Raw genomic sequence first — 25,895 nt, 5'->3', positions numbered from 1 at the left:
CCGCCCCGGATCCCGCGCCTCGAACGCCGGACGGCTGAAAAGCCCTGGGGCTCCGCCCCGGACCCCGCGCCCCGAAAGCCGGCGAGAATCCAGCCCCGCCGGCGTTTGACGCGCGGGTGTGGCGGCGCCCAGGGAGCTCCGCGCAGCGGGCTCGCCTCCGGCTCCGACCCCGGCTCCGCGCAGCGGTGGTCGACAGGTGCCGGGAGGAGGGAAAGCGGTCGCTCGGCCGAGGCAAGATCCGGACGGGCCGCTACCGCCCGGTACCCGTGCGGGGGTGGGGCGGGGGCGGAGCGACCCGCCCGGTTCCGGCCAGTGGCGGGGCCGAGCCCCGTGTCACACCTGAGAGAATGGGGCCATGGCTTCTGATCGTCCTCGCGCGCTCTCCGGCATCCAGCCCACCTCCGGTTCGTTCCACCTCGGGAACTACCTCGGAGCCATCCGGCAGTACGTCGCCCTGCAGGAGACGCACGACGCCTTCTACATGGTCGTCGACCTGCACGCGATCACCATGCCGCAGGATCCGAAGGATCTCCGCGCGAACACCAGGCTCTCCGCCGCGCAGCTCCTCGCCGCCGGTCTCGACCCCGAGCGCTGCACGCTCTTCATCCAGAGCCACGTGCCCGAGCACGCGCAGCTCGGCTGGGTCATGAACTGCATCACCGGTTTCGGCGAGGCCAGCCGGATGACCCAGTTCAAGGACAAGTCCGCGAAGTCGGGCGCCAACAACGCCACCGTCGGCCTGTTCACGTACCCGATCCTCCAGGTCGCCGACATCCTGCTCTACCAGGCGAACGCCGTCCCGGTCGGCGAGGACCAGCGTCAGCACATCGAGCTGACCCGGGACCTGGCCGAGCGCTTCAACCAGCGCTTCGGGCAGACCTTCACCCTCCCCGCCGCGCACATCGTCAAGGAGGTCGCGAAGATCTACGACCTCCAGGACCCGGCGATCAAGATGTCGAAGTCGGCTTCTTCGCCCAAGGGCCTGATCAACCTCCTCGACGAGCCCAAGGCCACCGAGAAGAAGATCAAGAGCGCGGTCACCGACACCGAGGCCGTGGTCCGGTTCGACGCCGTGAACAAGCCCGGCGTCAGCAACCTGCTCACGATCTACTCCACTCTCACGGGGGAGTCCATCCCCGCGCTGGAGGCCGCGTACGAGGGCAAGGGCTACGGCGCGCTCAAGACCGACCTGGCCGGCGTGATGGTCGATTTCGTCACACCCTTCAAGCAGCGCACCCAGGAGTACCTGGACGACCCGGAGACCCTGGATTCCCTGCTGGCCAAGGGCGCGGAGAAGGCCAGGGCGGTCGCCGCGGAGACCCTGGCACAGGCGTACGACCACCTCGGTTTCCTGCCCGCGAAGCACTGACGGGCACGCAAGAGAAAGAGGGCCCTGGCGATCTGGGGGGTGCTGCCGCCACACTGGGGCGGCAGCACTCGTGCGACGCACACGCGGAGCACAGACCACGCACAGGACTACAGGCGGAGGAGAGCTACGTGGGGACCGTAACGCTCGGCGTTTCGATCGCGGTCCCGGAGCCGTACGGCAGCAGCCTTCAGGAGCTGCGAGCCGGCTTCGGGGACGCTGCCGCGCACGGCATTCCCACGCACGTCACCCTCGTACCGCCGACGGAGGTGGACGCGGACCGGCTGCCCGAGATCCGCGTCCACCTGGCCGAGGTCGCGGCCGCCGGCCGCCCCTTCGTGATGCGGCTGGCCGGCACGGGCACCTTCCGGCCCCTCTCGCCGGTGGTCTTCGTCCAGGTCGTGGAGGGCGGCTCGGTCTGCACCCGGCTCCAGGGCCAGGTCCGCGACCCGGAGGGGCCGCTCAGCCGGGAACTCTCGTTCCCGTACCACCCGCACGTCACGGTCGCCCACGGGATCTCCGAGGAAGCGATGGACCTGGCGTTCAGCACCCTCGCCGACTACGCGGCGGAGTGGGTCTGCTCCGGGATCGCCCTCTACGAGCAGGGCTCGGACGGGGTCTGGCGCAAGCTGCGGGAATATCCGTTCGGCAACGGGGCAAGCGGTGGAGCGAGCGCCGTACCGGCGCAGCTCGGCTCGACGACGGACAACAGTGCGGCGGCCGCCGCGGGCGAGGCGACCGTACGCCGTTCCTGACGCAGGAACCGGAACCGGAAACCGATCCTTCGCAGGACCAGGACATGGAACGGCCGAGCCGTCGGGCGAAAAGTCACAATCGACGACCGTAGTCCCCAAAAGCGGCAATCCCGGCTATTTACGACAGCTCATTTACGGTGACCGTATGGACTGGTTGACGAAACTCCCGCTGATCGGGCCCCTGGTGTCCGCCCTGATGCGGACCCACCTGTGGCGTTCGTACCAGCGGCTCGACCGCGTGCACTGGAGCCGGCTCGCCGCCGCCATCACCTTCATCAGCTTCCTGGCCCTCTTCCCGCTGATCACCGTGGCCGCCGCGATCGGCGCCGGACTGCTCACCCAGGACCAGCTCGACAAGCTCCAGAAGAACCTCGCCGAGCAGGTCCCCGGCATCTCCGACCAGCTCGACATCAACGCCCTCGTCGCGAACGCGGGCACGGTCGGCCTGGTCGCCGCAGCCGTCCTGCTCTTCACCGGCATCGGCTGGGTCACCTCGATGCGGGACTGCCTGCGCGCGGTGTGGGAGAAGGACGACGAGGACGAGGGCAACCCCTTCGTCCGCAAGGGCAAGGACGCACTCGTCCTCATCGGCCTCGGCGGCGTCGGCCTGGCCTCGGCCGCCGCCTCGATCTTCGGCTCCAGCGCCGTCGGCAAGGCCGGGGACTGGCTGGGCGTACCGCGCGACGGCGCGGGCGGCACCCTGCTGCGGAGCGGGGCCTTCCTCGTCGGAGTGGTGGCCGCCTTCCTGCTCCTGCTCTACGTCCTGACCCTGCTCCCGGGCGTCGAACCGCCCCGCCGCCGCCTGATCGAGGCGGCCCTCCTCGGCGCGGCCGGCTTCGAGCTGCTGAAGCTGCTGCTCAGCGGCTACATGCGGGAGGTCGCCACGAAGAGCATGTACGGGGCCTTCGGCGTGCCGATCGCGCTGTTGATCTGGATCAACCTCACGGCGAAGCTGCTGCTCTTCTGCGCGGCGTGGACCGCGAGCCGCGACGATGCCGACGGGGACGGCGTGGAGGACCCGGAGTCGGGCCGTGAGCCCTCCCGGGAGGCGGACGCCGCTCCGGAGCGCGGCACCGCCACCGGCACGGCCCCGGAGTCCGCAGGCTCCGCTACGCCCGGCCGCGAGACCGGCGGCCGCGCCCCAGCGGCCAGCGCCGGTTGACCGCGTAGGCCCCGCCGGCCACCACGGCCAGCACCCCGCCCGCCACGCCGAAGGCGGTGCCGACCCCGCCGCCGGAGCCCGCACCGGACGCCGAGGGGTTGTTCTCGTGGGACTGGGCCGGGGAGCCGTGGGAGGTGGTGTCCGCGCTCTTCGGCGGCACCAGCTCGCCCACCGGCTTGACCTTCCCGCTCGCCGCGAACCCCCAGTCGAGCAGGTCGGCGGTCTCCTCGTACACGGAGTTGGCGCCCCCGGTGCCCGGGTTCATCACCGTGACCAGCAGCTTCTTGTCGCCGCGCTGGGCGGCGCCGGTGAAGGTGGAGCCGGCCATCGTGGTGTTGCCGTTCTTCACCCCGGCGATCCCCTTGTAGGGGGAGAGGCCGCCGGCGCCGGTCATCAGCCGGTTGGTGTTCTGGATCTCGAAGGTCTCGCGCGGCTTCCCCGCCTCCTGCCGGCCGGGGAACTTCGCGCTGGCCGTGCCGCAGTACTCCCGGAAGTCCTCCTTCTGCAGACCGGAGCGGGCGATGAGGGTGAGGTCGTAGGCGCTGGAGACCTGGCCCGGAGCGTCGTAGCCGTCGGGGGACACCACGTGCGTGTCCAGGGCCTGGAGCTCCTCGGCGTGCGCCTGCATGTCCTTGACGGTCTTCTCGACGCCGCCGTTCATGGCCGAAAGTACGTGCACGGCGTCGTTCCCGGAGCGCAGGAACACCCCGAGCCACAGGTCGTGGACGCTGTACTCGCCGTCCTCCTTGATGCCCACGAGGCTGGAGCCGGAACCGACCCCGTCCAGCTCCTGGTCGGTGACCTTGTGGACCTGGTCCTTGGGCAGACCCGGCAGCACGGTGTCGGCGAAGAGCATCTTCATGGTCGAGGCCGGCGGGAGCCGCCAGTGCGCGTTGTGCGAGGCGAGGACCTCGCCGGTCTCGGCGTCGGCCACGATCCACGAACGCCCCGTCAGGCTCGTCGGCAGCGCGGGCGCGCCGGGCAGCAGGTTGACCTGCGTCCCGGGCTGCCCGAGCGCCGAGCCGCCGACCGTGGACATCGAGGCGGGCGGCGCGGGCGCCTTGGGCGGCTGCCCCTTCCCGTCCACCGGTGGCGTCGGCGTCGGCGCGGCGTATACGGGCGAGGCCAGCAGCGCCGGGACCAGCAGGGCGGGTAGCGCGGCGGAAAGGACCGTCAACGCGGTCTTCTTGGCAGACACGCAGGTGAAAGTACATCCCGATGCTGTGCTTAGCGTCACGGACCGGCCAACCCGCCGCAACCACCGCCGGGACAGCCCACCCCGGCGCGTCCGTCCTGGGGACGAAACCGATACTGAGTCCATGAGACTCAGCCGCGCCGCTTCCTGGTTCCTGCTCGCCTTCGGAGTGTGGAGCTGGTTCATCTGGGTGTCTTTCGTCCGGAACCTGTGGAAGGACGGCAGCGGTCTGGCCTTCGACGCCTCGGGGGACCCGACCGCGTACTTCTGGGTCCACCTTCTCCTGGCGGTGGCGTCCTTTCTCCTGGGGACGGCCGTCGGAGTGATCGGGTTGCGCGGGGTGCGGGCACTGCGGCGCGAATCACGTACGGAGGCGGGCGCGTGACGATCCTCCTCATCGCGGCCGTGGCCCTGCTGGTCCTGGCCCTCCTGGTCCTGGTGCACCGCTGGCTCTGGATCCGCCTGGTCCGCGACACCACCACCCCCGGCGGCGCGATCCGCCGCGCGGGCACCGCCCTGGCCTTCGCGCTCCCGCTCCTGTCCGTGGCCGCCCTCGTCGCGGGCCGCGCGGGAGCCCCCTTCTGGCTGGAGCGCACGGTCGCCTGGCCGGGCTACCTCTGGCTGGCCGTCCTCCTCTACCTCTCCCTGGCGATGCTCCTGGCCGAGCCGGTCCGAGCGGTGTGGCTCCGCCGGTCGAACGGGCCCACGGCCCGGGTGAGCTCGGGGGCGCAGCCCCACCCCACCCCGGGGCCGGGGGCGGAGCCCCGCCACGCCGCCGCAGGCGCGGCGGCTACGGGGCCTGGGGCGGAGCCCCAGTTCCGGGAAGGGGCGGGGAGGGGAACTGCGCCGCAGGCCACCCTCGAAGCCACCACCGAGCCCGCGGCCCCGGCCGGGCAGCACGCCACGACGGCCGACCGGGCGGAGGTCACCCCCGCGGAGGCCGGCTCCGCGGCGCCCACCCCCTCCGGCGTCAGCCGCAGACGCTTCGCCCGGATCGTGGCCGGCACGGCCGCCGCCGCCACAGCCGGCACCGTCGGCTACGGCACGTACGGAGTCCTCCGCGGCCCCCGCGTCAAGCGGGTCCAGGTCCCCCTGGCGAAGCTCCCCCGCGCGGCCCACGGCTTCCGCATCGCCGTCGTCAGCGACATCCATCTCGGCCCGATCCTGGGCCGCGCCCACACCACCCGCATCGTCGACACGATCAACCGCACGCAGCCCGACCTCATCGCCGTCGTCGGCGACCTCGTCGACGGAGACGTCCACGACCTCGGCCCCGCCGCCGAACCGCTCCGCGGCCTCCGCTCGCGCCACGGCTCGTACTTCGTCACCGGCAACCACGAGTACTTCTCCGGCGCCCAGCAGTGGGTCGACCACGTCCGCGAGCTCGGCCTCACCCCGCTGGAGAACGCCCGCCGCGAGCTCCCGTACTTCGACCTCGCCGGGGTCAACGACATCGCGGGCGAGAGCGAGGGCCACGGCCCGGACTTCCAGGCGGCCCTGGGCGACCGGGACCGCGCCCGCAGCGCCGTACTCCTCGCCCACCAGCCGATCGTCATCGACGAGGCCGTCCGGTACGGGGCGGACCTCCAGCTCTCCGGCCACACCCACGGCGGGCAGCTCTGGCCCGGCGAGTACGTCGCCGAGCTCGCCAACCCCACCGTCGCCGGGCTGGAGCGCTACGGCGACACCCAGCTGTACGTCTCGCGCGGCGCGGGCGCCTGGGGGCCGCCGGTGCGGGTCGGCGCGCCGTCGGACATCACAGTCGTCGAACTCGCCTCATATCAGGCCTGAACCGCCCGAACCCCCAACGCCCCGCGACAAATCGGCCTTCCCGAGGCCGAAATTCCATGATGGGATGTGACCGATAATCGGATAACTGGTCGCAGACTTCGGTGTGCGCCCGCATGGGGTGGAGTCAAGGATGCTGCGGTCTGTCCGCTCGAAAGTCATCGCGGCCGGGCTGGTCCTCGGTGTCGCGGGCGTCGCCACCTGGCAGTTGCTGCCGCTGGCCGCCGGCGGCGGGGAGCCGATCCGCGTCGGCACGAGCGACGTGGTCTCCTCCCTCGACCCCGCAGGGGCGTACGACGCGGGCTCCTGGGCCCTGTTCAGCAACGTCTACCAGTCGCTGCTGACCATCAAGCCCGGTGCGGACACCCCGGTGCCCGACGCGGCCTCCTCCTGCAACTTCATCGGCGACAAGCTCACCACGTACCAGTGCGAGCTGCGCCCGGACGTGAAGTTCTCCTCCGGCCGCGCGATCACCGCCGAGGACGTCAAGTTCTCCTTCGACCGGATCAAGGCGATCAACTCCGACCAGGGGCCGGCGCCGCTGTTCAACACCCTGGAGTCGGTCAAGGCCGAGGGACGCACCGTCACCTTCAGCCTCTCCGCCGGGGACGCCACCTTCCCGTTCAAGATCGCGACGGGCGCCGCCTCGATCGTGGACAAGGACAAGTACCCGGCCAAGGCCCTGCGCGAGGAGGAGAAGGTCGACGGCTCCGGTCCCTTCACCCTCGACGGCTACACGGCCGGCGCGAGCGCCGAGCTCAAGCCCAACACCTCGTACAAGGGCCAGGGCAAGGTCTCCAAGAGCGCGGTCACCGTGAAGTACTTCAAGGACTCCGCGCAGCTGGAGCAGGCCTGGACCGACCGCGGGATCGAGGTCGCCCACCGCGACATGCCCCCGGCGGTCCTGGCCGGCCTCAACCCGGGCCTGGAGGACACCCGGTACCAGGTCTCGGGCGGTACGGAGATCCGCAGCATGGTCTTCAACCTCCGCCCCGGCTCCCCGGTGGCCCAGCCCGCCGTCCGCCAGGCCGTCGCCGCGGTCGTGGACCGGGCCAAGGTCGCGACCGAGGTCTACAAGGGCACCGTCACCCCGCTCTACTCGCTCGTCCCGGCGGGCATCGCCGCCCACAGCACGCCGTTCTTCGACGCCTGGCCCTCGCCGAACGGGCTCACCGCGAAGAAGCTGCTCAAGGACGCCGGAGTCACCACCCCGGTCGCGATCACCCTCGGGGTCAACGTGCGCGGCGCGAGCGTGCCCGAGGCCGAGGAGCTGAAGGCGCAGCTGGAGTCCACCGGCCTCTTCCACCTGACCATCAAGCCGGTCGAGAAGTGGAGCGACTTCCAGAAGGCCTACGCGGCGGGCGAGTTCGACGCCTACACCATCGGCTGGATCGCCGACTTCCCGGACGCGGACAACTTCCTCGCCCCGCTCGTCGGAGCCGACAACTCCATGAACAGCGGCTACTCCGACAAGGCCGTCGACGACCTCATCACCCGCACCCAGTCCTTCTCGGACCGCGGCGCCGCCGCCAACGACTTCCGCGACCTGCAGAAGCTGGTCGCGCAGCAGGTCCCGATGCTGCCGATCTGGCAGAAGAAGGACTACGTGATGTCGCGCGAGGCCGTCGCGGGCGCCCAGTACCTCTCGGACGGCACCGGAGTGTGGCGGCTGTGGGAGCTCAGCTGGCTGTAGGACCGGGCCCCTACGCCGGACCTACGCCGGCCCTCTTCCCTACGCCGGGCCCTCTTCCGGGCCTTCCTCCGGGCCCGCGTCCGGGTCGGAGGCCCGCTTGCGGCCCGTACGGGACACGGCCGTCTGGGCCATGCCCGGCAGGAAGTCCGTGAACAGCTCGTGCACTTCCCGCACCAGCGGCCGCAGCACCCGGAACCGGGCCAGGATGATGCCCCGGGTCGTGAGCTGCGCGCCGCGCTGTGCGAGCCGCCGGGTCTTCTCGCTGTCCGGGGAGCGGTCGAAGACCCAGTAGAGGACCAGGCCCATCTGCGAGAGCCACATCAGCTCCGGCAGTACGTCGGCCAGCTCGTCGGGCACCTTGGTCTTGGCCCCCGCCAGCACCTCGCGGTGCATGTCGATCGCCTGCTTGCGGGCCGCCTCCGACTCCGGGGAGAACGGGCTGAGCGGGCTCTCCGGGTCCGCGGCGTTCTTGAAGAACTGCGAGGCGAACTCGTGGTACGGCGCCGCGATGTCCAGCCAGCTGGTCAAGACGCCCGCGAGCCGCTTCTGCAGATCGGTCTCGTTGTCGAGGATCGGCCGGACCGCCGCCAGGTGTGCGGCGCCGATCCGGTCGTAGAACCCCTGGACCAGGTGTTCCTTGGACTCGAAGTAGTAGTAGGCGTTGCCGACCGATACTCCGGCCTCCTTGGCGATCCCGCGCATCGTCGTCTTGTCGAAGCCGCGCTCCTGGAAGAGGCGGAGCGCGGTTTCGAGAATGAGCGTGCGGGTCTGCTCGCTCTTGGGAGCCTTCTGATCAGTCACGGTGCCGAGCCTATCGGGGCGCGGAACACTGGTCGTCACAGGCCGGTTCCCCGCCGTTCGCCGAGGAGCCGTCCCGTACCGCCTCGCGCCAGGTGGAGGCGGTGTACATGGCCGCCTTGGCGAAGGGCCGGCCGGCCGGGGTGGCCAGCCAGTTCGCCTTCGGCCGGTGCTCGGCCAGCGCCCACAGGCAGACGATGAAGGCGTCCGTCCCGGTCCACACCTGTCCGGAGTCGCCGATGACGGTGATCTCCTTCAGCGTCGAGGCGTGGTCCAGCTGCGGGTACCGCCGCTGCGCCTCGAAGGAGGCCGCGGGGATGAGCCGGAGCGGTACCAGCCAGCGCTGGCCGAGGAGCCAGTGCCGGATGTGCACGCAGAGCGGGCAGTTCGCGTCGTAGAGCACCGTCAGGTGCCGCGTCACGGCCGTGGCCACGGTGATCAGGCCCCGGCGGGCGCGGTCCACCCCTGGGGGGCGACCGGCGGGGTCTGCTGACGCTCCATGATGCCCCGGCGGCGCATCTTGTTCAGCACCCAGACGTTCCCGAGGTGCATGACGCCGAGGACCAGGAGCACGACTCCGAGCTTGACCGACAGCGCCTCGAAGAGCCCGCGGGCGGCGACGATCTCGTCGGCCGACCGCAGGTACAGGGTCACGAAGCCGATGTTGACGAGGTAGAAGCCGACCACCAGGAGCTGGTTGACGGCGTCCGCGAGCTTCTCGTTGCCCTGGAGGACGTCGCCGATGAAGACGCGGCCGTTGCGGCTGAGCGTGCGGGCCACCCAGACGGTGAGGCCGATGCTGATGAGCAGGTAGATGACGTACGCGACCACGGTGAGGTCCATTGCCCTCAGCCCCCTTGAACGTGTTCAACTGCTGACGACACTGACTGTAGACCCATTTTTGAACAGGTTCAAGCGAATGGCGGGGGGTCTCGGTCAGCGTCCCTGGAGGACCGCCTCGGAGAGGAAGGGCAGCAGCAACCGGGTCATCTCCTCCGGGCGTTCGAGGGAGGGGAGGTGGCCGGCCCAGGGCAGCTCGACGTGGACGGCGCCGGGCACGAGGGAGGAGAGCTCGGCGGGGACCTCCCGGAAGTCGGGGATGTCGTGCGCGCCGCCGACGGCGAGGACGGGGGCGGCGATGGCGGCCGGCTCGAAGGCGGGCTCGGGGAGCTCGTGGTCCCCGTCGGCGGCCGGGGCGCCCCGCAGGTTCCCGAGCTGCATGGCCCGTACGAGGGCGTGTGCGGCCTCGTCGGCGTCCGGGCCGAGCCACTGGCGGGCGTTGAGGTCGGCCGCGCCCTCCAGGTCGCCCGCGTCCAGCAGGGCGGCTTCGGCGGCGTTGAAGGCGAGCAGTGCGGGGCCGCGCCGCTGCGCGGGCCGGGCGGGGCAGAGCAGCGCCAGCGCGCTCACCAGCTCCGGACGCAGCGCGGCCAGCGTCAGCGCGACCCGCCCGCCGTAGGAGCTTCCGACGAACGCGGCCCGCCGGATGCCGAGGTGGTCCAGCAGCTCCCGTACGTCCCCGTGGTCGCTGTACGGGGCTTCGGCGGCGGGGGAGTCGCCACAGGTCCGGAAGTCCGCCCGGACCACCCGGAACCCGGCGGCGAGCAGCGGCTGCCACTGCGGCTCCCACATCCGCCGGTCACACACGGAGGAGTGCAGCAGTACGACGGCCGGAGCGTCGACGGGACCGTCCACATCATGAGAAATGATCATCAGGTGATCTTCCCGGACCCCCGCCCCGTGAACCACAGGGTTTTCCCCGGGCCTGTCGGTGGGCACCCCTACCGTGGCGGCCGTGAACGACATCAAGAGCGCTGCCGCGACGGCGGACTTCGCGGAACGCGCCGACCGGCTCGTGCGCGCCGCCCGTACGGGAAGCCTGCGGAGCCCGGCGGTCGTGGCGGGTCGGGCGGCCGCGTAGCCTCCCCGTCGTGGGGGAGGCGGGCGCGGACTGGGACCCGTACGACATCGACGTGCTGCGGGGGCTCGCCTGGATGCTCGTACGGCTGCCGCCGGAGCCGGCCGGGGAGTCGGTGCTCGGGCGGCCGGCCGGAGCCGGGCGGCTACTGCCTCCGGCGCTGCGTCACATGCTCAGTGCGCGTGCCTGATTGAGCTGGCTCATGACCCACATGTAGGTGCCCGGGTCCACCGCCGGGATCATCGTGGAGTGGTGGCGGCCGGCGCTGTTGACCGTGATCTGGATGTAGCCCGTGGTGCGGCGCTCCTTCATCAGGAGGAAGAACAGGCCGAGCAGGCAGAACAGGAAGAAGATGACGGCCAGCACGATCGCGTGCGCCGGGATCTTCTCCTCCGTCCGGGAGAAGTCCGTGGCGTTCCAGATCGCACCCTTGAGCGGCATCGGGCCCGACGGGGTGATGATCTGGTCCCCGGCGATGGTGATGTCGCCGAGGGAGAGCCCGGCAGCGCCCGCGGGGTAGCCCATGGGAGGCGGACCGGGGGTCCCCATGGGGGGCGTCATGGGGCCGGCCGGGGCGGGGATGCCCGCGCCGGCGATGGTCGGCTGGTAGGCGGGGGGCTGCGGGTAGCCGTAGCCCGGCTGGGCCGGTCCCGGGGGCGGGTATCCGTAGCCGGGCTGCGGCGGGTAGCCGTAATTCGGCTGTCCCGGAGTGGTGTTGTAGTCCCCCTGGCCACCCGGGCCGGGACCGCTCGTGTACGGGTTGGGCTGCTGCTCGCTCATGCGGCCGATAATTCCACAGTCGCGCGGGGGCCCGTAGGGCGGTTGCCGGTCCCGCGTCGATCGAAGAGGCGGTTCGCACCAGGCAAGTTGATCCGCGGGACCTACGGCGAAGGCCCCGCCCCCTCGCGGAAAGATCCGGAGGAGGCGGGGCCTCGGTGCCCGCCGGCCTCGGCTGAGACCGGCGGACGGAGTCCGCCGCAGCGCCACGAAGCGCGGGAGGCCCGCCAGGGCCGAGCGCTGCGAGCGGCGCCTTAGAAGATCAGAAGCGGCGCGTGATCAGCGCACGCTTCACTTCCTGGATCGCCTTCGTGACCTCGATGCCGCGGGGGCACGCGTCGGTGCAGTTGAAGGTCGTGCGGCAACGCCACACGCCGTCCTTGTCGTTCAGGATCTCCAGCCGCTGCTCGCCCGCCTCGTCACGCGAGTCGAAGATGAAGCGGTGCGCGTTGACGATCGCCGCCGGGCCGAAGTACTGGCCGTCGTTCCAGAACACCGGGCACGAGGACGTGCAGGCGGCGCACAGGATGCACTTGGTGGTGTCGTCGAAGCGCTCGCGGTCCTCGGCGGACTGCAGGCGCTCGCGCGTCGGCTCGTTGCCCTTGGTGACCAGGAACGGCATGACGTCCCGGTACGCCTGGAAGAAGGGCTCCATGTCGACGACGAGGTCCTTCATCACCGTCAGGCCCTTGATGGCCTCGACCGTGATCGGCTTCTCCGGGTTGATGTCCTTGATCAGCGTCTTGCAGGCGAGCCTGTTCTTGCCGTTGATCCGCATCGCGTCGGAGCCGCAGATGCCGTGCGCGCACGAGCGACGGAAGGTCAGCGTGCCGTCGAGGTCCCACTTGATCTTGTGGAGACCGTCGAGCACGCGCTCCTTCGGGTCGATCTCGATCTGGAAGTCCTGCCAGACCGACTCGTCCGAGATCTCCGGGTTGAACCGGCGGATCCGGAACGTGACCGTGATGAACGGCGAGGCGGCGGCCGCCGCCTCCATCTGGTCCGTCTTGCTCAGGGTCGGGGTGCCCATCAGTACTTACGCTCCATCGGCTGGTAGCGGGTGACGACGACGGGCTTGTAGTCCAGCCGGACGGAGTCCTTGCCGTCGTCGCCGACCTCGCGGTACGCCATGGTGTGGCGCATGAAGTTGACGTCGTCGCGGTTCGGGTAGTCCTCGCGGTAGTGGCCGCCGCGGGACTCCTTGCGCGCCAGCGCGGACACGGCCATGACCTCGGCCAGGTCGAGCAGGTTGCCCAGCTCGATGGCTTCCAGCAGGTCCGTGTTGAAGCGCTTGCCCTTGTCCTGGACGGACACGTTCAGGTAGCGCTCGCGCAGCTCCGCGATCTTCTCGACCGCGGTCTTGATCGTCTGCTCGGTGCGGAACACCATCACGCAGGCGTCCATCGTCTCCTGGAGCTCCAGGCGCAGCTCCGCGACCCGCTCGTTGCCCGTGGAGTTGCGCAGCCGCTCGACCTGGTCGATGACCTGCTGCGCCGGGTTCTCGGGCAGCTCGACGTAGTCGTGGGCGTGGGCGTACGCGGCGGCCGCGATGCCCGAGCGCTTGCCGAAGACGTTGATGTCCAGCAGCGAGTTCGTGCCCAGGCGGTTCGCGCCGTGCACGGAGACGCAGGCGACCTCGCCGGCCGCGTACAGGCCCGGGACGACGGTGGTGTTGTCCATGAGGACCTCACCCTCGACGTTCGTCGGGATGCCGCCCATGGCGTAGTGCGCGGTGGGCTGGATCGGGATCGGGTCCGTGTACGGCTCGATGCCCAGGTAGGTGCGCGCGAACTCGGTGATGTCCGGGAGCTTCGCGTCGAGCTGCTCCGGCGGCAGGTGCGTCAGGTCCAGGTACACGTGGTCACCGGCGGGACCGCAGCCGCGGCCCTCACGGATCTCGGTGTAGATGGAGCGCGAGACGACGTCACGGGACGCGAGGTCCTTCATGACCGGCGCGTACTTCTCCATGAAGCGCTCGCCGTCCTTGTTGCGGAGGATGCCGCCCTCACCGCGGGCGCCCTCCGTCAGCAGGATGCCCATGCGCCAGATGCCCGTCGGGTGGAACTGGAAGAACTCCATGTCCTCCAGCGGCAGGCCGCGGCGGTAGCAGGCCGCCTGGCCGTCACCCGTGAGGGTGTGCGCGTTGGAGGTCACCTTGAAGAACTTGCCGGTGCCGCCGGAGGCGTAGATGACGGACTTCGCCTGGAACACGTGGATCTCGCCGGTGGCGAGCTCGTACGCGACCACGCCGGCCGACTTCTTGACGCCGTCCTCCTCGACCAGGAGCTGGTCCAGGACGTAGAACTCGTTGAAGAACTCCACGCCCTCCTTGACGCAGTTCTGGTAGAGCGTCTGGAGGATCATGTGGCCGGTGCGGTCCGCGGCGTAGCAGGACCGGCGGACCGGCGCCTCGCCGTGGTTGCGGGAGTGCCCGCCGAAGCGGCGCTGGTCGATGGTGCCGTCCGGGGTGCGGTTGAACGGCAGGCCCATCTTCTCGAGGTCGAGGACCGCGTCGATGGCCTCCTTCGCCAGGATCTCGGCGGCGTCCTGGTCGACCAGGTAGTCACCGCCCTTGACCGTGTCGAAGGTGTGCCACTCCCAGTTGTCGTCCTCCACGTTGGCGAGCGCGGCGGCCATGCCGCCCTGCGCGGCGCCCGTGTGGGAGCGGGTGGGGTAGAGCTTGGTCAGCACGGCGGTGCGGCTGCGCTTCGTCGACTCGATGGCGGCGCGCATGCCTGCGCCGCCCGCCCCGACGATGACGGTGTCGTACTTGTGGATCTTCATTGGTTTCGCCTCAGCCCCGTTGCCTAGCGGATGTTCGGGTCGAAGGTGAAGATCACCAGCGTGCCCAGAAGAATGGTGAACACCGTGGCGGTGTAGAGCAGGCCCTTGAGCCACAGACGCGTGTTGGCGCGCTCCGCGTAGTCGTTGATGACGGTACGCAGACCGTTCGCGCCGTGCAGCATCGCGAGCCACAGCATCAGCAGGTCCCAGCCCTGCCAGAACGGGGAGGCCCAACGGCCGGCCACGAAGGCGAAGCCGATCTTGGACACCCCGCCGTCCAGCACGAGCTGGATCAGCAGGTGGCCGAGGACCAGGACGACGAGCACGATGCCCGAGAGGCGCATGAAGAGCCACGCGACCATCTCGAAGTTGCCGCGGGTCGAGCGCGGCGTCTTGCCGGTGCGCTTGCGCGGGGCCTCGATGTACGGCGCCGGGTTGTCGACGTCGTAGAGGGACACGCCCTCCACGTCACCGATGCCCTTTTCGATAGAAGTGTCAGAAGACATGCGTGTCACTTCCCGAACAGTTCGAGGTACGCGTGCCCGAGGACGGGGTACAGGGCCCCGACCATCAGCACGACCCAGATGCCCACCACGGTCCAGAGCATCTGCTTCTGGTAGCGGGGACCCTTGGACCAGAAGTCCACGGCGATGACACGGAGACCGTTGAGCGCGTGGAACAGGATTGCGGCGACGAGGCCGTACTCCAGCAGCGCGACGATCGGAGTCTTGTAGGTAGCCACGACATCGTCGTACGCCTCAGGGGAGACGCGGACGAGAGCGGTGTCGAGGACGTGTACGAACAGGAAGAAGAAAATGAGGACGCCGGTGACTCGATGAGCCACCCAGGACCACATTCCTTCCCGGCCGCGGTACAACGTTCCAGCCGGCACGGAAAACCCTCCGGAAGCGGGGCGGGGGCCAGCCGGCTTCTTTGTCGGTCGGGCCCGGCCGGGTACGGTCCTCCGGCCCCGGACATCGTAGCGACGCTTTGTCGGTTCCCTCGCGCGGGGGCCATCGGTGTGATCAAACAGGCACGGACGGACTATCCCACAGGGGCGAATAGCCCGAATTCGGCAGCAGATAGCCCATCGGCCGAGGTCAGCCAGTGTGTCAGGTCGGCGAGTCGGACCTGCGCGACGCGACGGAGCTCGTCCGCGGAGATCGCGCGCTCTTCGTCCACCTCCAGCTCCATCCGCCGCCGGATCGCGGCCAGCAGCTGGTCCGCCTGCTCCTCCGGGGTGGTCCCGTCGAGGCAGATCACGAAGGCGTGGCCGAAGGTCCGCTCGTACTCCCCGTGCGCCGCGTCGAGCGCGAGGACCGCGGCGTACGCGGCCCCGTGCTCCAGCTCCGGCGGGAACTCGCAGGCCAGTGCCTCCGAGAGGTCCGGCTGGGAGAGGTCGTACGAGGCCTCGTCCGCGGCGGCGAGTAGCGCGCCGAAGTCGGGGTAAGGGCGGTGGGCGGCCACCCGGTGGGCCCAGCGCCGGCTGCCGCAGCAGTGCAGCAGGGCGGAGTGGGCGGCCTCGGGGGACAGGGCGTTGAACCGCGCGAGCCCCGGGTCGTGAAAAGGGTCGGCGACGTCAAAAGGGCCTGTGTCGCCCAAAGGGTCGGCGTCGTGGAGGGAGGGGGAGCCGTGGGAAGGGGCGGAGCCTCCGCGGGCCTGTGCCGGAAGGTGGCTGGACAGCGGGGGGCTCCTCGTGGCGTGGCGCGGGTGTCCCGCCACGCTATCGACGCGGAGCCGGGTGTGTCGTACCCATTCCGGGTTTTCACTCGGAAGTGAGCCGAAAGGATGACGGGAGCGCCTGTCGGACCAGGTGCGGGGCCGCTCGGGGGCCCCGCGGGGGACCGGGGCATGATGGCCGTGAGGACGGCGGAGAAGGGGAGGGCGACCGGGGCCGCCACCCCCCACAGGAGAGGCCCCGGCCGCCATCCGTCGCGGACTCGTGCGACAAGCCCGCACCCCTGTCAGCGTCTTCGGTGCGTTTTGTGTCACACCTCGCTCCGCGCAGGGATGGTTGCGCGTTGTACAACTCGTGGACGAAGGTGCTTGAAAGCCGTAACGTGCTGATTTGCGCCACACAAACGGGACTGTGAACGGGTTGGGGATTTTGCTGGGGGACGACGCGGAGCTGACCACCGCGGTGCTCGCGGCACAAGACGGCGACGAGCTCGCGTTCCGTTCTGTGTACCGCGCCGTGCACCCGCGCCTGCTCGGATACGTCCGCACGCTCGTCGGGGACGGCGACGCCGAAGACGTCACATCCGAGGCATGGCTGCAGATCGCCCGCGACCTCGACTCCTTCACCGGCGACGCCGACCGCTTCCGCGGCTGGGCCGCCCGCATCGCCCGCAACCGGGCCCTCGACCACATCCGGATGCGCGGGCGCCGGCCCGCCGTCGGCGGGGACGAGACCGAGCTGACGGGCCACGCCGCCGACTCCGACACCGCCGGCGAGGCCATGGAGTCCCTCTCCACCTGCCGCACGATGGAACTCATAGCCCAGCTCCCGCAGGACCAGGCCGAGGCCGTCGTCCTGCGGGTGGTCGTCGGGCTGGACGCCAAGAGCGCGGCCGAGACCCTGGGCAAGCGCCCCGGCGCGGTGCGCACCGCCGCGCACCGGGGTCTGAAGAAGCTGGCCGAGCTGCTCGACGAGGCCGTCGACGGGGCCTTCGACCCCGAGGCCGACCCCGATTCCGGCATCGGAACCGGCATCGGCTCGGCCGTCGGCGCCGGCGCCGGGCGGGGTCACCGCCTCGGCGATAATGACGGGAGTCGCGCACGGGGCGCCGGGGGCGGACGGGACCTCGACGCCGTACCGGCGCAGCGGGCCCGCGCCGCGGGCCTCGTAGAACAAACCGGTGTGACGGATTCACGTTGGCGGACGCAGAAGGACATGTGATGGCCGACGAGCGCGACAGGTGGCTGGACAAAGCCGCGGCGGACAGACTGCTGCGCGGAGAACCGGCCGCACCTGGCGCCGAGCACCACGTCCACGCCCGGGCCGAGCGGCTGCGCGCCGCCCTCGACGCACTCGCCGAGCCGCCACCCGTGGCTTCCGGCGGGCTGCCCGGGGAACTGCGAGGAGAGGCCGCCGCGGTGGCCGCGTTCCGCGCGCGCGGCTCCGTGCTCCAGGCGGAACTGCAGACGAGGGCTCCGGACGCCGCGTTGTTCGGCTCCGCGGACACGGTGGTCGAGCTCGGCTCGCCCGCCGGCCCGGCCGGAACGAGATCCCGGCGCGGGCGCCCCGTCCGCTTCGTCCTCGCCGCCGCGGTGGCGAGCGTCGCCGTGGGCGGCCTGGCCGCCGCCGCGGCCACCGGACTGCTGGACCGGGATGTCCGGCACGCCGCCGGCGGCGTCCCGGCCGCCTCGGTGACGGTCGGATCCTCCTCGGCGGCCTCGGCGGACAGCCGCTACGCGGCGCCCCTCGCGCCGTCCCGCACCACCTCGCCGCGCGGCGGCGAGAGCCAGAGCGGCAGCGCGAGTCCGGGGAACACCCCGGGCACGGAGGGGCGTACGACGACGGGACCCGGCGACGCCGCCGGGACGAGCGCCGGCACGGAACCGCCCGCGAGCGCCCCGACCGGAGGCAAGGACGGCCGGGACCGGTCCCGGCAGGGCGGCGTCGACGGCATGACGACGGACCCGCCCGACGGTTCGGACCGGGACAAGGAGGGCCGCTCCGGAGCGGTGGAGCTGTGCAAGGACTACCGGGCGGGGCGGCTCGACGAGGCCCGCCGCGAGAAGCTCGTGCGCCTGGCCAAGGGGCTGTTGCGGGTCCCGCGCTACTGCCAGGTGGTGCTCGACGTGGCCACCGGCGGAGGCTCGAGCGGAGACGCGCCGGGCTCCCCCACGGGCCCGGAATCCCCGTCGCGCTCGCTGGGGCTGGTCCCGGCCGGGTCGGCTCCGCCGAAGGCCCCGGACGCGGGCCAGCGGCGCTGAGAACCGGGTACCGGACACTGGCCTGAAACGGTTCGCGCCCCGCCTGTAACACTTTTCGAACCGGCGGCGCAGTACATAACGAGCCGACTGGTCATCGGCCGCGCATGAGCCGGGGTTCCCCCCGTACCCCTGGGCTCTGCGCAACCGGCGCGGGCGGGATTCGTTCCCCCGATCCCGCCCGCGCCCTCAACTTCAGACCTCCGACGCCGGGCGGGACGTTTCCCCCCGCCCCGCCCACCCGGCGGCCTGCGGGTCACCAGTAGACGACGACCTTGTCGCCGACCTGCACCGCGTCGAACAGCGTCGCCAGCTTGGCCTTGTCCCGGACGTTCACACAGCCGTGCGAGGCGCCCGCGTAGCCGCGGGCGGCGAAGTCCGCCGAGTAGTGCACGGCCTGGCCCCGGCTGAAGAACATCGAGTACGGCATCGGCGTGTGGTAGATCGTCGACGTCCAGTCCTTGGCCTTCCACTCCACCTTGAACTCGCCCTCGCGGGTCGGGGTGTTCTCCGAGCCGAAGCGCACGTCCAGCGTGGAGACGACCTTCCCGTCGATCATCCAGGCGAGGGTGCGGCTCTCCTTGCTGATGCACATCACCCGGCCCGTCATACAGCGGGCATCGGGAGCGTCCGGCTCGTTGACGGTCGGCGGCCGCAGCTCGTCGGCGGTCGGCTTCTTCGTGGCGTTCTGGATCTTCTTCCAGGTGGGCTCGTCGACGCCGCCGGTGGCGGACAGGCCGTTCTTCGACTGGAAGGACTTGACCGCGGCGGTCGTCTTCGAGCCGTAGAAACCGGTCGGAGCGACCGCCATCAGCTTGAGCTGGCGCAGCCGCGCCTGCAGTTCGCGGACCAGCTCGCTGTCGTCGCCGTTCGCCATGACCTGCTTCACGGTCGGCGAGGGCGAGGCGGAGGCGGACGCGGAAGGCGACGGCGACGTGGACGGGGACGCCGACGGCGAGGCGTCGCCCGGCTTTCCGTCCCCGGACGGCGAGGTTTCGGGAGAGGCGACCGCCGTGGGCGATGCGGGAGCGGAAGAACCGGAGCCCGTGGCATCCGTCTTCTGCGGTCCGCAGGAGGTCGCGGCAAACGCGACGGCGGTGGCCAGGCCCAGTGCGCGGATTATTACTTTCTTGCGGTGCATTGCAGTCCCCCGATTTCTACGTGTGTATCTAGGTGATGCCACGTGGGCGTGGTCAGTTGCAGGGAAGGCCGCGCTGTTGCGCCATTGTGACCAGCGGCCGCCGCGCGGCCGCCGCGGGGACGTTTTATCAGCCCCGGGCACCTCGCAGCCACGAAGGAGCGCATCACATGGAGCGGCACACCGAGAGCGGGGTCCCGATCGCGCCCGTCTACCGCCCGGAGGACCTCGCCGGCTGGGACCCCGGGACCGCACTGGGGGAGCCGGGGGAGTACCCGTACACCCGGGGCGTCCACCCGACCATGTACACCGGACGGCCCTGGACCATGCGCCAGTACGCCGGGTTCGGTACCGCCGCCGAGTCCAATGCCCGCTACCGGCAGCTCATCGCGGGCGGCGCCGCCGGACTGTCCGTGGCCTTCGACCTGCCCACCCAGATGGGGCACGACTCCGACGCCCCGCTCGCGCACGGCGAGGTCGGGAAGGTGGGCGTCGCGATCGACTCGGTCGAGGACATGCGGGTGCTGTTCGACGGGATCCCGCTCGACCGGGTCTCCACGTCGATGACGATCAACGCACCGGCCGCGCTGCTGCTCCTGCTCTACCAACTGGTCGCCGAGGAGCAGGGCATCGAGCCCGGCCTGCTGACCGGCACGGTCCAGAACGACGTGCTGAAGGAGTACATCGCACGGGGGACCTACATCTTCCCGCCCGGCCCCTCCCTGAGGTTGACGGCCGACGTCTTCCGCTACTGCCGGGCCGAGCTCCCCAAGTGGAACACCATCTCCATCTCCGGCTACCACATGGCCGAGGCGGGGGCCTCGCCCGCGCAGGAGATCGCCTTCACGCTGGCCGACGCGATCGCGTACGTACGCACCGCGCTGGCCGCCGGGATGGAGGTCGACGCGTTCGCGCCCCGGCTGTCGTTCTTCTTCGTCGCCCGCACCACCCTCCTGGAGGAGGTCGCGAAGTTCCGTGCGGCCCGGCGGATCTGGGCCCGCGTCATGCGCGAGGAGTTCGGGGCCCGGGACCCGAAGTCGCTGATGCTGCGCTTCCACACCCAGACCGCCGGGGTGCAGCTGACGGCGCAGCAGCCGGAGCTCAACCTGGTGCGCGTCGCCGTGCAGGGCCTGGCCGCCGTGCTGGGCGGCACCCAGTCGCTGCACACCAACTCCTTCGACGAGGCGATCGCACTGCCCACCGAGAAGTCGGCCCGCCTCGCGCTGCGGACCCAGCAGGTGCTGGCGTACGAGACGGACGTGCCGCACACCGTCGACCCCTTCGCGGGGTCCTACGCGGTGGAGCGGATGACGGACGAGGTGGAGGCGGCGGCGCTCGACCTGATGGCACGGGTCGAGGCGATGGGCGGTGCGGTGGCCGCGATCGAGGCGGGCTTCCAGAAGGAGGAGATCGAGCGGAACGCGTACCGGATCGCCCGGGAGACCGAGAGCGGCGAGCGCGTGGTGGTCGGGGTCAACCGCTTCGCGCTGGACGAGGAGGAGCCGTACGAGCCGCTGCGCGTGGATCCGGCGATCGAGGACCGGCAGCGGGCGTCCCTCGCCGCCCTGCGGGCGGGGCGCGACGGGGCGGCCGTGGAGGAGGCGCTGGCGGCGCTCCGGGAGGCCGCGGCGGGCACGGAGAACGTGCTCTACCCGATGCGGGAGGCGCTGCGGGCCAGGGCCACGGTGGGGGAGGTGTGCGGGGCGCTGCGGGAGGTGTGGGGGACGCACGTGCCGGCTGATTCGGGCTGGTGACCAGGGCTGATTCCGGTTTGGTCCCGATCCCTGGAATCCAGTGGCGCGACAGGTGTGTCCTCATGGGACACTCCTGCACATGCTGGGTGTCACAGATCTTCCGACCTACGTCGCCGGCCTGGTGCTGATCATTTTGCTGCCGGGGCCGAACTCGCTCTACGTGCTCTCCGTCGCCGCGCGCGGCGGGGTCCGCCAGGGGTACCGGGCCGCCGTCGGCGTGTTCACCGGAGACGCCCTGCTCATGACCCTGGCCGCGGTCGGCGCAGGGGCGCTGCTGCAGACCAGCACGATCGTGTTCGGCGTCGTCAAAGTGCTCGGCGCCGGGTACCTGAGCTGGCTCGCCCTCGGCATGCTGCGGGGCGCGTGGACCATGTGGCGCGCCCGCCGCGAGGGCGCCGGGGCCGGCGAGGGCGCCCCCGAGGTGCCCGTGGCCGCCGCCGAGGTGAAGGCCGGCGACATGGAACGGCCCTACCGGCGGGCGCTGCTGATCAGCCTGTTCAACCCGAAGGCCATCCTCTTCCTGATGTCCTTCTTCGTGCAGTTCGTGGACACGACCTACGCCTACCCGGCGCTGTCGTTCCTGCTGCTCGGCGCCCTGATGCAGATCGGCAGCTTCCTCTACCTGACCACGCTGATCTTCGGCGGGAACCGCCTGGCGTCCGTCTTCCGACGCCGCAAGCGGCTCGCCGCCGGGGCCAGCTCGGCGGCGGGCGTGCTGTTCCTGGGCTTCGCGGCGAAGCTCGCCGTGAGCTGACCCGACCCGTTTCGACCGTTTCGCCGTACAACCATCGGGCGGTGTGGCCGGTCCCTTGATTGATCAAAGAATCGATCTCGGGGGATCAATGAAGAAGCACATCCGCGCAGTGCTCTGTGCGGTGACGGCTGCGGCAGCCGTGCTGACCGTGCCCGCGGCCGCCCGGGCCGTCGACCCTTTCGCGCAGGGGTCCGGCGCGCGCACGGAGACCACGGCGCGCACGGTGACCACGGCGCAGACGGCGCCCACGGCGTCCACGGCGTCCACGGCGAACGGGAAGGCGTTCCTCTCCTTCGACCACGTGAAGGCCGCGAACGTGGTCTCCCTCGCGTACCCGGACACGGTGGTCTCCGGCTACATCACGGTCCACGACCCCCGCACCGGCTCGACCAAGCCGTTCACGGGAGCGTTCACGGCCAGGACCGGCTCCGTCAGCACGCAGCTCACCACCGATGCGCGGGGGCGCTTCGAGTCCGGGGTCACGGTCTCCGGTGCCGAGAACGGCAACGGAGAGGACTCCTACAAGACGTCCCTCCACCTGGCGGCCGAGTCGGACGGGGTCAGGGGCGAGACGTCCGTACCGGTGCCCGTGGGGGCCGTGACCGCGCGCATCGCGCTGGACTCCCCGACCCTGACCGGCCCCTACGGGACGGACGCCCGGGTCAGCGGAACCGTCACCTGGGAGGCGGCCGACGGAACGTGGAAGCCGGTACCCGCGGGAGCCGCCATCAGCGCGGGCGGCGCGTCCGCCCGCACGGACGACGCCGGCCGGTTCACCGTGGTCCAGCCGTTCCGCGGGGACACCACGTGGAAGACGCAGGACAACACGCCCTGGCTGAGCACCACCAACATGAACGTCACCGTGGACACCACGGCCGGCACCGCCTTCGCCGACTTCACGGCCGAGGCGGACGCGGACAAGAACGTGCAGGTCAAGGCCCGGTTCGACCGCGGTGAGATCCCTGCCGGCGTCAGCTCGCTGACGGTGGACGTGCAGTACTCGCCCGACGGCGCGACCGGCTGGACCACCCGCCAGAGCGTGGACGTCGCCACCGTGCCCGGGAACAACGCCCCGGCCCGGGTGGAGACGACGCTGCACTATCCGGGTCCGGGCTTCGTACGAATGCAGTACGCGGGCACCCCGGCCGTCCACGGCTCCTCGACGCCCGCCGTCCGGGCCGTGCGGACCCCGACGGCCGTTCCGGTCTTCAACGCCGCGCCCGAGCCGGTCGAGGAGGGCGGGCCGATCGCGGTCGCCGGGAAGCTGACCCGCCGGGACCGGGCCTGGGAGCCCTTCGCCGGCCAGACCGTCCACTACTACTTCCGGCCGGCCGGCGAAACGGCCTGGACGCTCATGGGCTCTTCGCAGACCGACGCCGACGGGGCCTTCGCCCGGGAGTTCACGGCCGAGCGGACCGGCTTCTGGACGGCCCGGTACGCACCCGCCGACGCGACCCACTTCCAGGCGGCGAGCCGCGTGGCCGAGGTCGTGGTCACCCCGTAGCGCGCACCGCCGGGGCGGTTCGGTGCGGCGCTAGCCGACCGCCCGGCGCAGCAGCCGGGCCAGCCGGCGTGCGGTGCGGCTGCGGGGCAGGAAGGACAACTGCGCCGGGATGCCGCCCGGCAGGCCCAGGGTGGTCAGCCGGCGGCGGGTGAAGTAGCGCCAGGTGTCCGGGGTCAGGTTCGCGGTCAGCCAGCGCTCGGCCTCCGTGCGGTGCTCCGTCAGGATCCTGGGCTGCATGGTGAAGCCCACCGCCGTGAGCAGGCCCGTCAGTTCGGCCGCGACCCGTTCGGGTCCCGGCGGGGTCCAGGAGCGTACGGCCGCGGGGTCCGCGAGGTCGGGCAGCAGGGCGTCGGCCAGCACGAGCGGGATCCGGTTGCTGTTCGGGTACGGGGACAGGCGCGCGAGGACGGCCCCCGTGCCGGTCCGGGCCACCGGGAGCCCGTACAGGGTGGCGGCGGTCAGCAGTCCCGTGGAGAAGCAGCCGACGACCAGGGCCGGGCGCAGCCGCTCGTAGAGGGTCTCGGCGAGCACCGGGGTGCTCAGCACGGTGAGCCGGACGCCGAGCCGCTCGGCCTCCTCCTCCGCCCGGCGGGAGTAGGCGGCGGGGGCGCTGGGGTGGGGTTTGAAGACCAGCTCGCGGTGTCCCAGCGCGTGCGCGCCCCGGACCATCTCCACGTGCAGTTCCTCCTCCTCGGCGGCCGGCACCAGGTCGAGGGCGGAGAGGTACTGGCCCAGGAGCAGCGCGGGGGCCTCGGAGACGGCGGGGGCCTCGGAGGCGGAGGTACCCGCCACCGCCGGCGTCTCCACCGCCGCGTCGAGCTCGCCGATGACCTTGAGGAAGGCGGCGGCCGGGATCGCCTCGGCCCGTACGCCGAACTCGGTCAGCAGCAGCGGCTCCAGGCCCGGTACGAGGTCCAGGTGCAGCACCCGCCGTACGCGCATACCGAGCGCGGGGTCGAGACGGAAGCGGGTGGGGCCGTAGCTCATCAGCCCGTCGGCGTAGACCTCTATGGCGGCCCCGGGGAAGAGCCGGCACAGGCTCTGGGCGGGCGGCACCTGGAGCGATTCCACGATCAGCTCGACGCGGTCGGTGCCCAGGCCCCAGGAGGAGCGCAACTGGCGTTCCCACAGCGGGACGTCCTCGGCGCGCGGGCTCCAGGTGCTCGGGTGTTGCGGGGCGATGACGGCGTTCCAGTCGAGGACCGCGTCGAAGCGGCTGCTCAGGGCGGCGAAGCCGGGTGCCGCGGTCAGGCCGGGGGTGATCTCGGCGGTGACGGAGTGGTTGCTGGTCAGCAGGATCCGGCGACCGGCGGGCGGGAAGAGCTCCGCGTCGAGGGCGGCTGCGAGGGTGGCCGTGCCGTAGAGGGTGGAGGCCAGGAAGATCTGGGTGACGTTCACGCCGTCACCCCGGCGGACGCGGCGGGAGCCGCGGGCGTCGCGGGGGCGGATCCGGCCGTCGAGCGCCGACGGAGCCGGCGGAGCAGCGCCGCGCGGTCGGCGTCCATCGCGTCCAGGGTCTGGTCCAGGACCTGCTGCGGCATTCTGCCGAGTGCGGCCGCGCTCATCGAGCGGAGTTTTCTGGCCACGGGGGGTTCGAACCTTTCGATGGACCCGACATGGTGCGCGATAATTGCACAATACGTTCGGACGGCCTTCGGGAGGAGGAGATCGGATTCCCGGTCGGCGGCCGTTTCCGACAGAACTTGATCGAATGCTCGAATGAAATCGAGCTGACGCTCGTCGCCGATTTGTGTCAGTGAGGTGGAAACCCCGCGACGGTAGAAGATTCCGGGCAGACCGACCGGGGCGAAGGACTCCGCCTCCCGGTGCAGCCGCCAGATCCACGGCCGGTCCTCCGCCGTCCGCAGACCGTCCGTGAAGTGCAGCAGTCCGCGGTCCAGCAGCCGCCGGTGGTACATCCCCGCCCAGGCGTACGGATAGTCCACCGAGGTCGCGCGGGCGACGGGCAGGATCGCGCTGCGCGGATCGGCCACCACCGACTCCGGCCCGTAGGGGACGCGCTGGACACTGCGCGTCCTACCCGTGCACTGGACATGGTCGGTGCGGACGAAATCGCAGTTCAGGGCCTCGATGGCGGCCAGGGTGCGGGCCAGGTGGCCCGGCGCCAGCCAGTCGTCCCCGTCCAGGAAGGCGATGTACTCCCCGCGGGCCGCGTCCAGACCGGTGTTGCGCGCCGTCGCCAGGCCGCCGTTGCGCTCGTGTCTGAGGTGCACGGCGCCGGGCAGCTCGCGGGCCGCCCGTTCCAGGAGCGCGGGCGTCCCGTCCGTCGAGCGGTCGTCGACGAGCAGGAACTCGAAATCGTCCCGCGCGTTGACTTCGAGGCTTTTCAGGGCATCCGGCGCATACGTCTGCACGTTGAAGAACGGCACGACAACAGAGAGCTTGAGCACTCGCGAGACATTAGAGCGCCGTTCGTCATTGACTGTGGCCCGGGTGCGGATTCCATGTGAACGACGCACGGCGGGAGCGTTAACCCGCACGCTTTCGCATTGAATCGACGGGTTGTTAACCCGCTGTTGTGCGTTCGTTGGGCCGATCACCGAAAAGCCGGAATA

The 25,895-nt window shown here is 71.1% G+C and carries 27 protein-coding genes; 13 read left to right on the top strand and 14 right to left on the bottom strand.

Going from position 1 to position 25,895, the window contains the following annotated elements; all coding sequences use genetic code 11:
• Positions 1-355: 355 nt before the first annotated feature.
• The 3 genes from trpS to ACFVX6_RS18620 all read left to right on the top strand — a co-directional run bounded on the left by trpS (position 356) and on the right by ACFVX6_RS18620 (position 3,283).
• Positions 356-1,369: a tryptophan--tRNA ligase gene (gene trpS, locus ACFVX6_RS18630; RefSeq protein ID WP_389692714.1), complete on the top strand. Its 1,014-nt coding sequence runs from the start codon at positions 356-358 to the stop codon at positions 1,367-1,369.
• 128 nt (positions 1,370-1,497) lie between these two features.
• Positions 1,498-2,121: a 2'-5' RNA ligase family protein gene (locus ACFVX6_RS18625; protein ID WP_389692712.1), complete on the top strand. Its 624-nt coding sequence runs from the start codon at positions 1,498-1,500 to the stop codon at positions 2,119-2,121.
• Positions 2,122-2,266: 145 nt separating this feature from the next.
• Positions 2,267-3,283: a YihY/virulence factor BrkB family protein gene (locus ACFVX6_RS18620; RefSeq protein ID WP_389692710.1), complete on the top strand. Its 1,017-nt coding sequence runs from the start codon at positions 2,267-2,269 to the stop codon at positions 3,281-3,283.
• On the opposite strand, the gene ACFVX6_RS18615 is transcribed toward ACFVX6_RS18620, so the two are convergent.
• The gene (locus ACFVX6_RS18615; protein ID WP_389692708.1) at positions 3,231-4,481 is read right to left on the bottom strand and encodes a D-alanyl-D-alanine carboxypeptidase family protein; all 1,251 of its coding nucleotides are present in this window, start codon (positions 4,479-4,481) and stop codon (positions 3,231-3,233) included. The genes ACFVX6_RS18620 and ACFVX6_RS18615 overlap by 53 nt on opposite strands.
• Before the next feature lie 121 nt (positions 4,482-4,602).
• Here ACFVX6_RS18615 and ACFVX6_RS18610 point away from each other — a divergent pair, with 121 nt between their 5' ends.
• The 3 genes from ACFVX6_RS18610 to ACFVX6_RS18600 all read left to right on the top strand — a co-directional run bounded on the left by ACFVX6_RS18610 (position 4,603) and on the right by ACFVX6_RS18600 (position 7,959).
• The gene (locus tag ACFVX6_RS18610) at positions 4,603-4,863 is read left to right on the top strand and encodes an SCO4848 family membrane protein (protein ID WP_389692706.1); all 261 of its coding nucleotides are present in this window, start codon (positions 4,603-4,605) and stop codon (positions 4,861-4,863) included.
• Positions 4,860-6,269, top strand: a complete 1,410-nt coding sequence (locus tag ACFVX6_RS18605) for a metallophosphoesterase (protein ID WP_389692704.1) — start codon at positions 4,860-4,862, stop codon at positions 6,267-6,269. The genes ACFVX6_RS18610 and ACFVX6_RS18605 overlap by 4 nt, the downstream gene beginning before the upstream one ends.
• Positions 6,270-6,402: 133 nt before the next feature.
• On the top strand, positions 6,403-7,959 hold the full coding sequence (locus tag ACFVX6_RS18600) for an ABC transporter substrate-binding protein (protein WP_389692752.1): 1,557 nt from the start codon (positions 6,403-6,405) through the stop codon (positions 7,957-7,959).
• A 39-nt stretch (positions 7,960-7,998) separates the two neighbouring features.
• Here ACFVX6_RS18600 and ACFVX6_RS18595 read toward each other — a convergent pair whose 3' ends face one another.
• The 4 genes from ACFVX6_RS18595 to ACFVX6_RS18580 form a co-directional block, all read right to left on the bottom strand.
• A complete protein-coding gene (locus ACFVX6_RS18595; protein WP_389692702.1) occupies positions 7,999-8,760 on the bottom strand; it encodes a TetR family transcriptional regulator in 762 nt (253 codons plus the stop codon).
• Positions 8,761-8,770: 10 nt separating this feature from the next.
• Positions 8,771-9,220: a thiol-disulfide oxidoreductase DCC family protein gene (locus ACFVX6_RS18590; protein WP_389692700.1), complete on the bottom strand. Its 450-nt coding sequence runs from the start codon at positions 9,218-9,220 to the stop codon at positions 8,771-8,773.
• The gene (locus ACFVX6_RS18585) at positions 9,196-9,600 is read right to left on the bottom strand and encodes a hypothetical protein (RefSeq protein WP_383943936.1); all 405 of its coding nucleotides are present in this window, start codon (positions 9,598-9,600) and stop codon (positions 9,196-9,198) included. The genes ACFVX6_RS18590 and ACFVX6_RS18585 overlap by 25 nt, the downstream gene beginning before the upstream one ends.
• 93 nt (positions 9,601-9,693) lie before the next feature.
• Positions 9,694-10,467: an alpha/beta fold hydrolase gene (locus ACFVX6_RS18580; RefSeq protein ID WP_389692698.1), complete on the bottom strand. Its 774-nt coding sequence runs from the start codon at positions 10,465-10,467 to the stop codon at positions 9,694-9,696.
• Positions 10,468-10,549: 82 nt separating this feature from the next.
• Here ACFVX6_RS18580 and ACFVX6_RS18575 point away from each other — a divergent pair, with 82 nt between their 5' ends.
• Both ACFVX6_RS18575 and ACFVX6_RS18570 read left to right on the top strand, forming a co-directional pair.
• Positions 10,550-10,675, top strand: coding sequence for a hypothetical protein (locus ACFVX6_RS18575; protein ID WP_389692696.1), 126 nt, complete (start codon positions 10,550-10,552; stop codon positions 10,673-10,675).
• Between the two features lie 10 nt (positions 10,676-10,685).
• Positions 10,686-10,862 (top strand): hypothetical protein, encoded by a 177-nt coding sequence (locus ACFVX6_RS18570; protein WP_389692694.1) that lies wholly within the window; start codon positions 10,686-10,688, stop codon positions 10,860-10,862.
• On the opposite strand, the gene ACFVX6_RS18565 is transcribed toward ACFVX6_RS18570, so the two are convergent.
• The 6 genes from ACFVX6_RS18565 to ACFVX6_RS18540 all read right to left on the bottom strand — a co-directional run bounded on the left by ACFVX6_RS18565 (position 10,838) and on the right by ACFVX6_RS18540 (position 15,835).
• Positions 10,838-11,452 carry a hypothetical protein gene (locus tag ACFVX6_RS18565; RefSeq protein WP_389692692.1) on the bottom strand — a complete coding sequence of 205 codons (615 nt, stop codon included), beginning with the start codon at positions 11,450-11,452 and terminating at the stop codon, positions 10,838-10,840. The two genes, ACFVX6_RS18570 and ACFVX6_RS18565, sit on opposite strands and share 25 nt — an antisense overlap.
• A 259-nt stretch (positions 11,453-11,711) precedes the next feature.
• On the bottom strand, positions 11,712-12,479 hold the full coding sequence (locus tag ACFVX6_RS18560; protein WP_389692690.1) for a succinate dehydrogenase iron-sulfur subunit: 768 nt from the start codon (positions 12,477-12,479) through the stop codon (positions 11,712-11,714).
• Positions 12,479-14,233, bottom strand: a complete 1,755-nt coding sequence (gene sdhA / locus ACFVX6_RS18555; protein ID WP_385374610.1) for a succinate dehydrogenase flavoprotein subunit — start codon at positions 14,231-14,233, stop codon at positions 12,479-12,481. The genes ACFVX6_RS18560 and sdhA overlap by 1 nt, the downstream gene beginning before the upstream one ends.
• Positions 14,234-14,256: 23 nt before the next feature.
• Positions 14,257-14,739, bottom strand: coding sequence for a succinate dehydrogenase hydrophobic membrane anchor subunit (locus ACFVX6_RS18550; RefSeq protein WP_389692688.1), 483 nt, complete (start codon positions 14,737-14,739; stop codon positions 14,257-14,259).
• A 5-nt stretch (positions 14,740-14,744) separates the two neighbouring features.
• Positions 14,745-15,125 (bottom strand): succinate dehydrogenase, cytochrome b556 subunit, encoded by a 381-nt coding sequence (gene sdhC, locus ACFVX6_RS18545; protein ID WP_266880720.1) that lies wholly within the window; start codon positions 15,123-15,125, stop codon positions 14,745-14,747.
• Positions 15,126-15,277: 152 nt separating this feature from the next.
• Complete coding sequence (locus ACFVX6_RS18540; RefSeq protein WP_389692686.1) at positions 15,278-15,835, bottom strand: 2-oxo-4-hydroxy-4-carboxy-5-ureidoimidazoline decarboxylase; 558 nt, start codon at positions 15,833-15,835, stop codon at positions 15,278-15,280.
• Between the two features lie 505 nt (positions 15,836-16,340).
• On the opposite strand from ACFVX6_RS18540, the gene ACFVX6_RS18535 reads away from it, so the two are divergent.
• Entirely contained in the window at positions 16,341-17,132 is a 792-nt protein-coding gene (locus tag ACFVX6_RS18535; RefSeq protein ID WP_389692750.1) for an RNA polymerase sigma factor, read from the top strand.
• Complete coding sequence (locus ACFVX6_RS18530; RefSeq protein ID WP_389692684.1) at positions 17,132-18,172, top strand: hypothetical protein; 1,041 nt, start codon at positions 17,132-17,134, stop codon at positions 18,170-18,172. Before ACFVX6_RS18535 ends, ACFVX6_RS18530 begins: the two co-directional genes overlap by 1 nt.
• 253 nt (positions 18,173-18,425) lie before the next feature.
• Here ACFVX6_RS18530 and ACFVX6_RS18525 read toward each other — a convergent pair whose 3' ends face one another.
• Positions 18,426-19,310, bottom strand: coding sequence for a L,D-transpeptidase family protein (locus ACFVX6_RS18525; protein WP_389692682.1), 885 nt, complete (start codon positions 19,308-19,310; stop codon positions 18,426-18,428).
• Between the two features lie 167 nt (positions 19,311-19,477).
• Between ACFVX6_RS18525 and ACFVX6_RS18520 the strand changes: the two genes are divergently transcribed.
• From ACFVX6_RS18520 to ACFVX6_RS18510, 3 genes are all read left to right on the top strand, one after another.
• Positions 19,478-21,061 (top strand): methylmalonyl-CoA mutase, encoded by a 1,584-nt coding sequence (locus ACFVX6_RS18520; RefSeq protein ID WP_389692680.1) that lies wholly within the window; start codon positions 19,478-19,480, stop codon positions 21,059-21,061.
• 79 nt (positions 21,062-21,140) lie between these two features.
• Positions 21,141-21,815 (top strand): leucine efflux protein LeuE, encoded by a 675-nt coding sequence (gene leuE / locus ACFVX6_RS18515; protein ID WP_389692678.1) that lies wholly within the window; start codon positions 21,141-21,143, stop codon positions 21,813-21,815.
• Between the two features lie 88 nt (positions 21,816-21,903).
• Positions 21,904-23,319 carry a hypothetical protein gene (locus ACFVX6_RS18510; RefSeq protein WP_389692676.1) on the top strand — a complete coding sequence of 472 codons (1,416 nt, stop codon included), beginning with the start codon at positions 21,904-21,906 and terminating at the stop codon, positions 23,317-23,319.
• Between the two features lie 30 nt (positions 23,320-23,349).
• Here the strand turns inward: ACFVX6_RS18510 and ACFVX6_RS18505 are convergent, their stop codons facing one another.
• The gene (locus tag ACFVX6_RS18505; RefSeq protein ID WP_389692675.1) at positions 23,350-24,717 is read right to left on the bottom strand and encodes a polysialyltransferase family glycosyltransferase; all 1,368 of its coding nucleotides are present in this window, start codon (positions 24,715-24,717) and stop codon (positions 23,350-23,352) included.
• Positions 24,714-25,730, bottom strand: coding sequence for a glycosyltransferase family 2 protein (locus ACFVX6_RS18500; protein ID WP_389692673.1), 1,017 nt, complete (start codon positions 25,728-25,730; stop codon positions 24,714-24,716). The genes ACFVX6_RS18505 and ACFVX6_RS18500 overlap by 4 nt, the downstream gene beginning before the upstream one ends.
• Positions 25,731-25,895 lie beyond the last annotated feature (165 nt).

It is taken from the genome of Streptomyces sp. NPDC058289, assembly GCF_042880975.1.
In the GTDB taxonomy this organism is placed as follows: Bacteria; Actinomycetota; Actinomycetes; order Streptomycetales; family Streptomycetaceae; genus Streptomyces; species Streptomyces stoeckheimensis.
This window is presented reverse-complemented; position numbering and strand designations above follow the sequence as displayed.

Coding starts and splice junctions, on each gene's coding strand:
- ACFVX6_RS18525 (WP_389692682.1), bottom strand. CDS start 19,310: ATGCACCGCAAGAAAGTAATAATCCGCGCACTGGGCCTGGCCACCGCC.
- ACFVX6_RS18585 (WP_383943936.1), bottom strand. CDS start 9,600: ATGGACCTCACCGTGGTCGCGTACGTCATCTACCTGCTCATCAGCATC.
- ACFVX6_RS18560 (WP_389692690.1), bottom strand. CDS start 12,479: ATGGGCACCCCGACCCTGAGCAAGACGGACCAGATGGAGGCGGCGGCC.
- ACFVX6_RS18610 (WP_389692706.1), top strand. CDS start 4,603: ATGAGACTCAGCCGCGCCGCTTCCTGGTTCCTGCTCGCCTTCGGAGTG.
- ACFVX6_RS18580 (WP_389692698.1), bottom strand. CDS start 10,467: ATGATCATTTCTCATGATGTGGACGGTCCCGTCGACGCTCCGGCCGTC.
- ACFVX6_RS18550 (WP_389692688.1), bottom strand. CDS start 14,739: ATGTCTTCTGACACTTCTATCGAAAAGGGCATCGGTGACGTGGAGGGC.
- ACFVX6_RS18530 (WP_389692684.1), top strand. CDS start 17,132: ATGGCCGACGAGCGCGACAGGTGGCTGGACAAAGCCGCGGCGGACAGA.
- sdhA (WP_385374610.1), bottom strand. CDS start 14,233: ATGAAGATCCACAAGTACGACACCGTCATCGTCGGGGCGGGCGGCGCA.
- leuE (WP_389692678.1), top strand. CDS start 21,141: ATGCTGGGTGTCACAGATCTTCCGACCTACGTCGCCGGCCTGGTGCTG.
- ACFVX6_RS18565 (WP_389692692.1), bottom strand. CDS start 11,452: ATGAGCGAGCAGCAGCCCAACCCGTACACGAGCGGTCCCGGCCCGGGT.
- ACFVX6_RS18510 (WP_389692676.1), top strand. CDS start 21,904: ATGAAGAAGCACATCCGCGCAGTGCTCTGTGCGGTGACGGCTGCGGCA.
- trpS (WP_389692714.1), top strand. CDS start 356: ATGGCTTCTGATCGTCCTCGCGCGCTCTCCGGCATCCAGCCCACCTCC.
- ACFVX6_RS18620 (WP_389692710.1), top strand. CDS start 2,267: ATGGACTGGTTGACGAAACTCCCGCTGATCGGGCCCCTGGTGTCCGCC.
- ACFVX6_RS18520 (WP_389692680.1), top strand. CDS start 19,478: ATGGAGCGGCACACCGAGAGCGGGGTCCCGATCGCGCCCGTCTACCGC.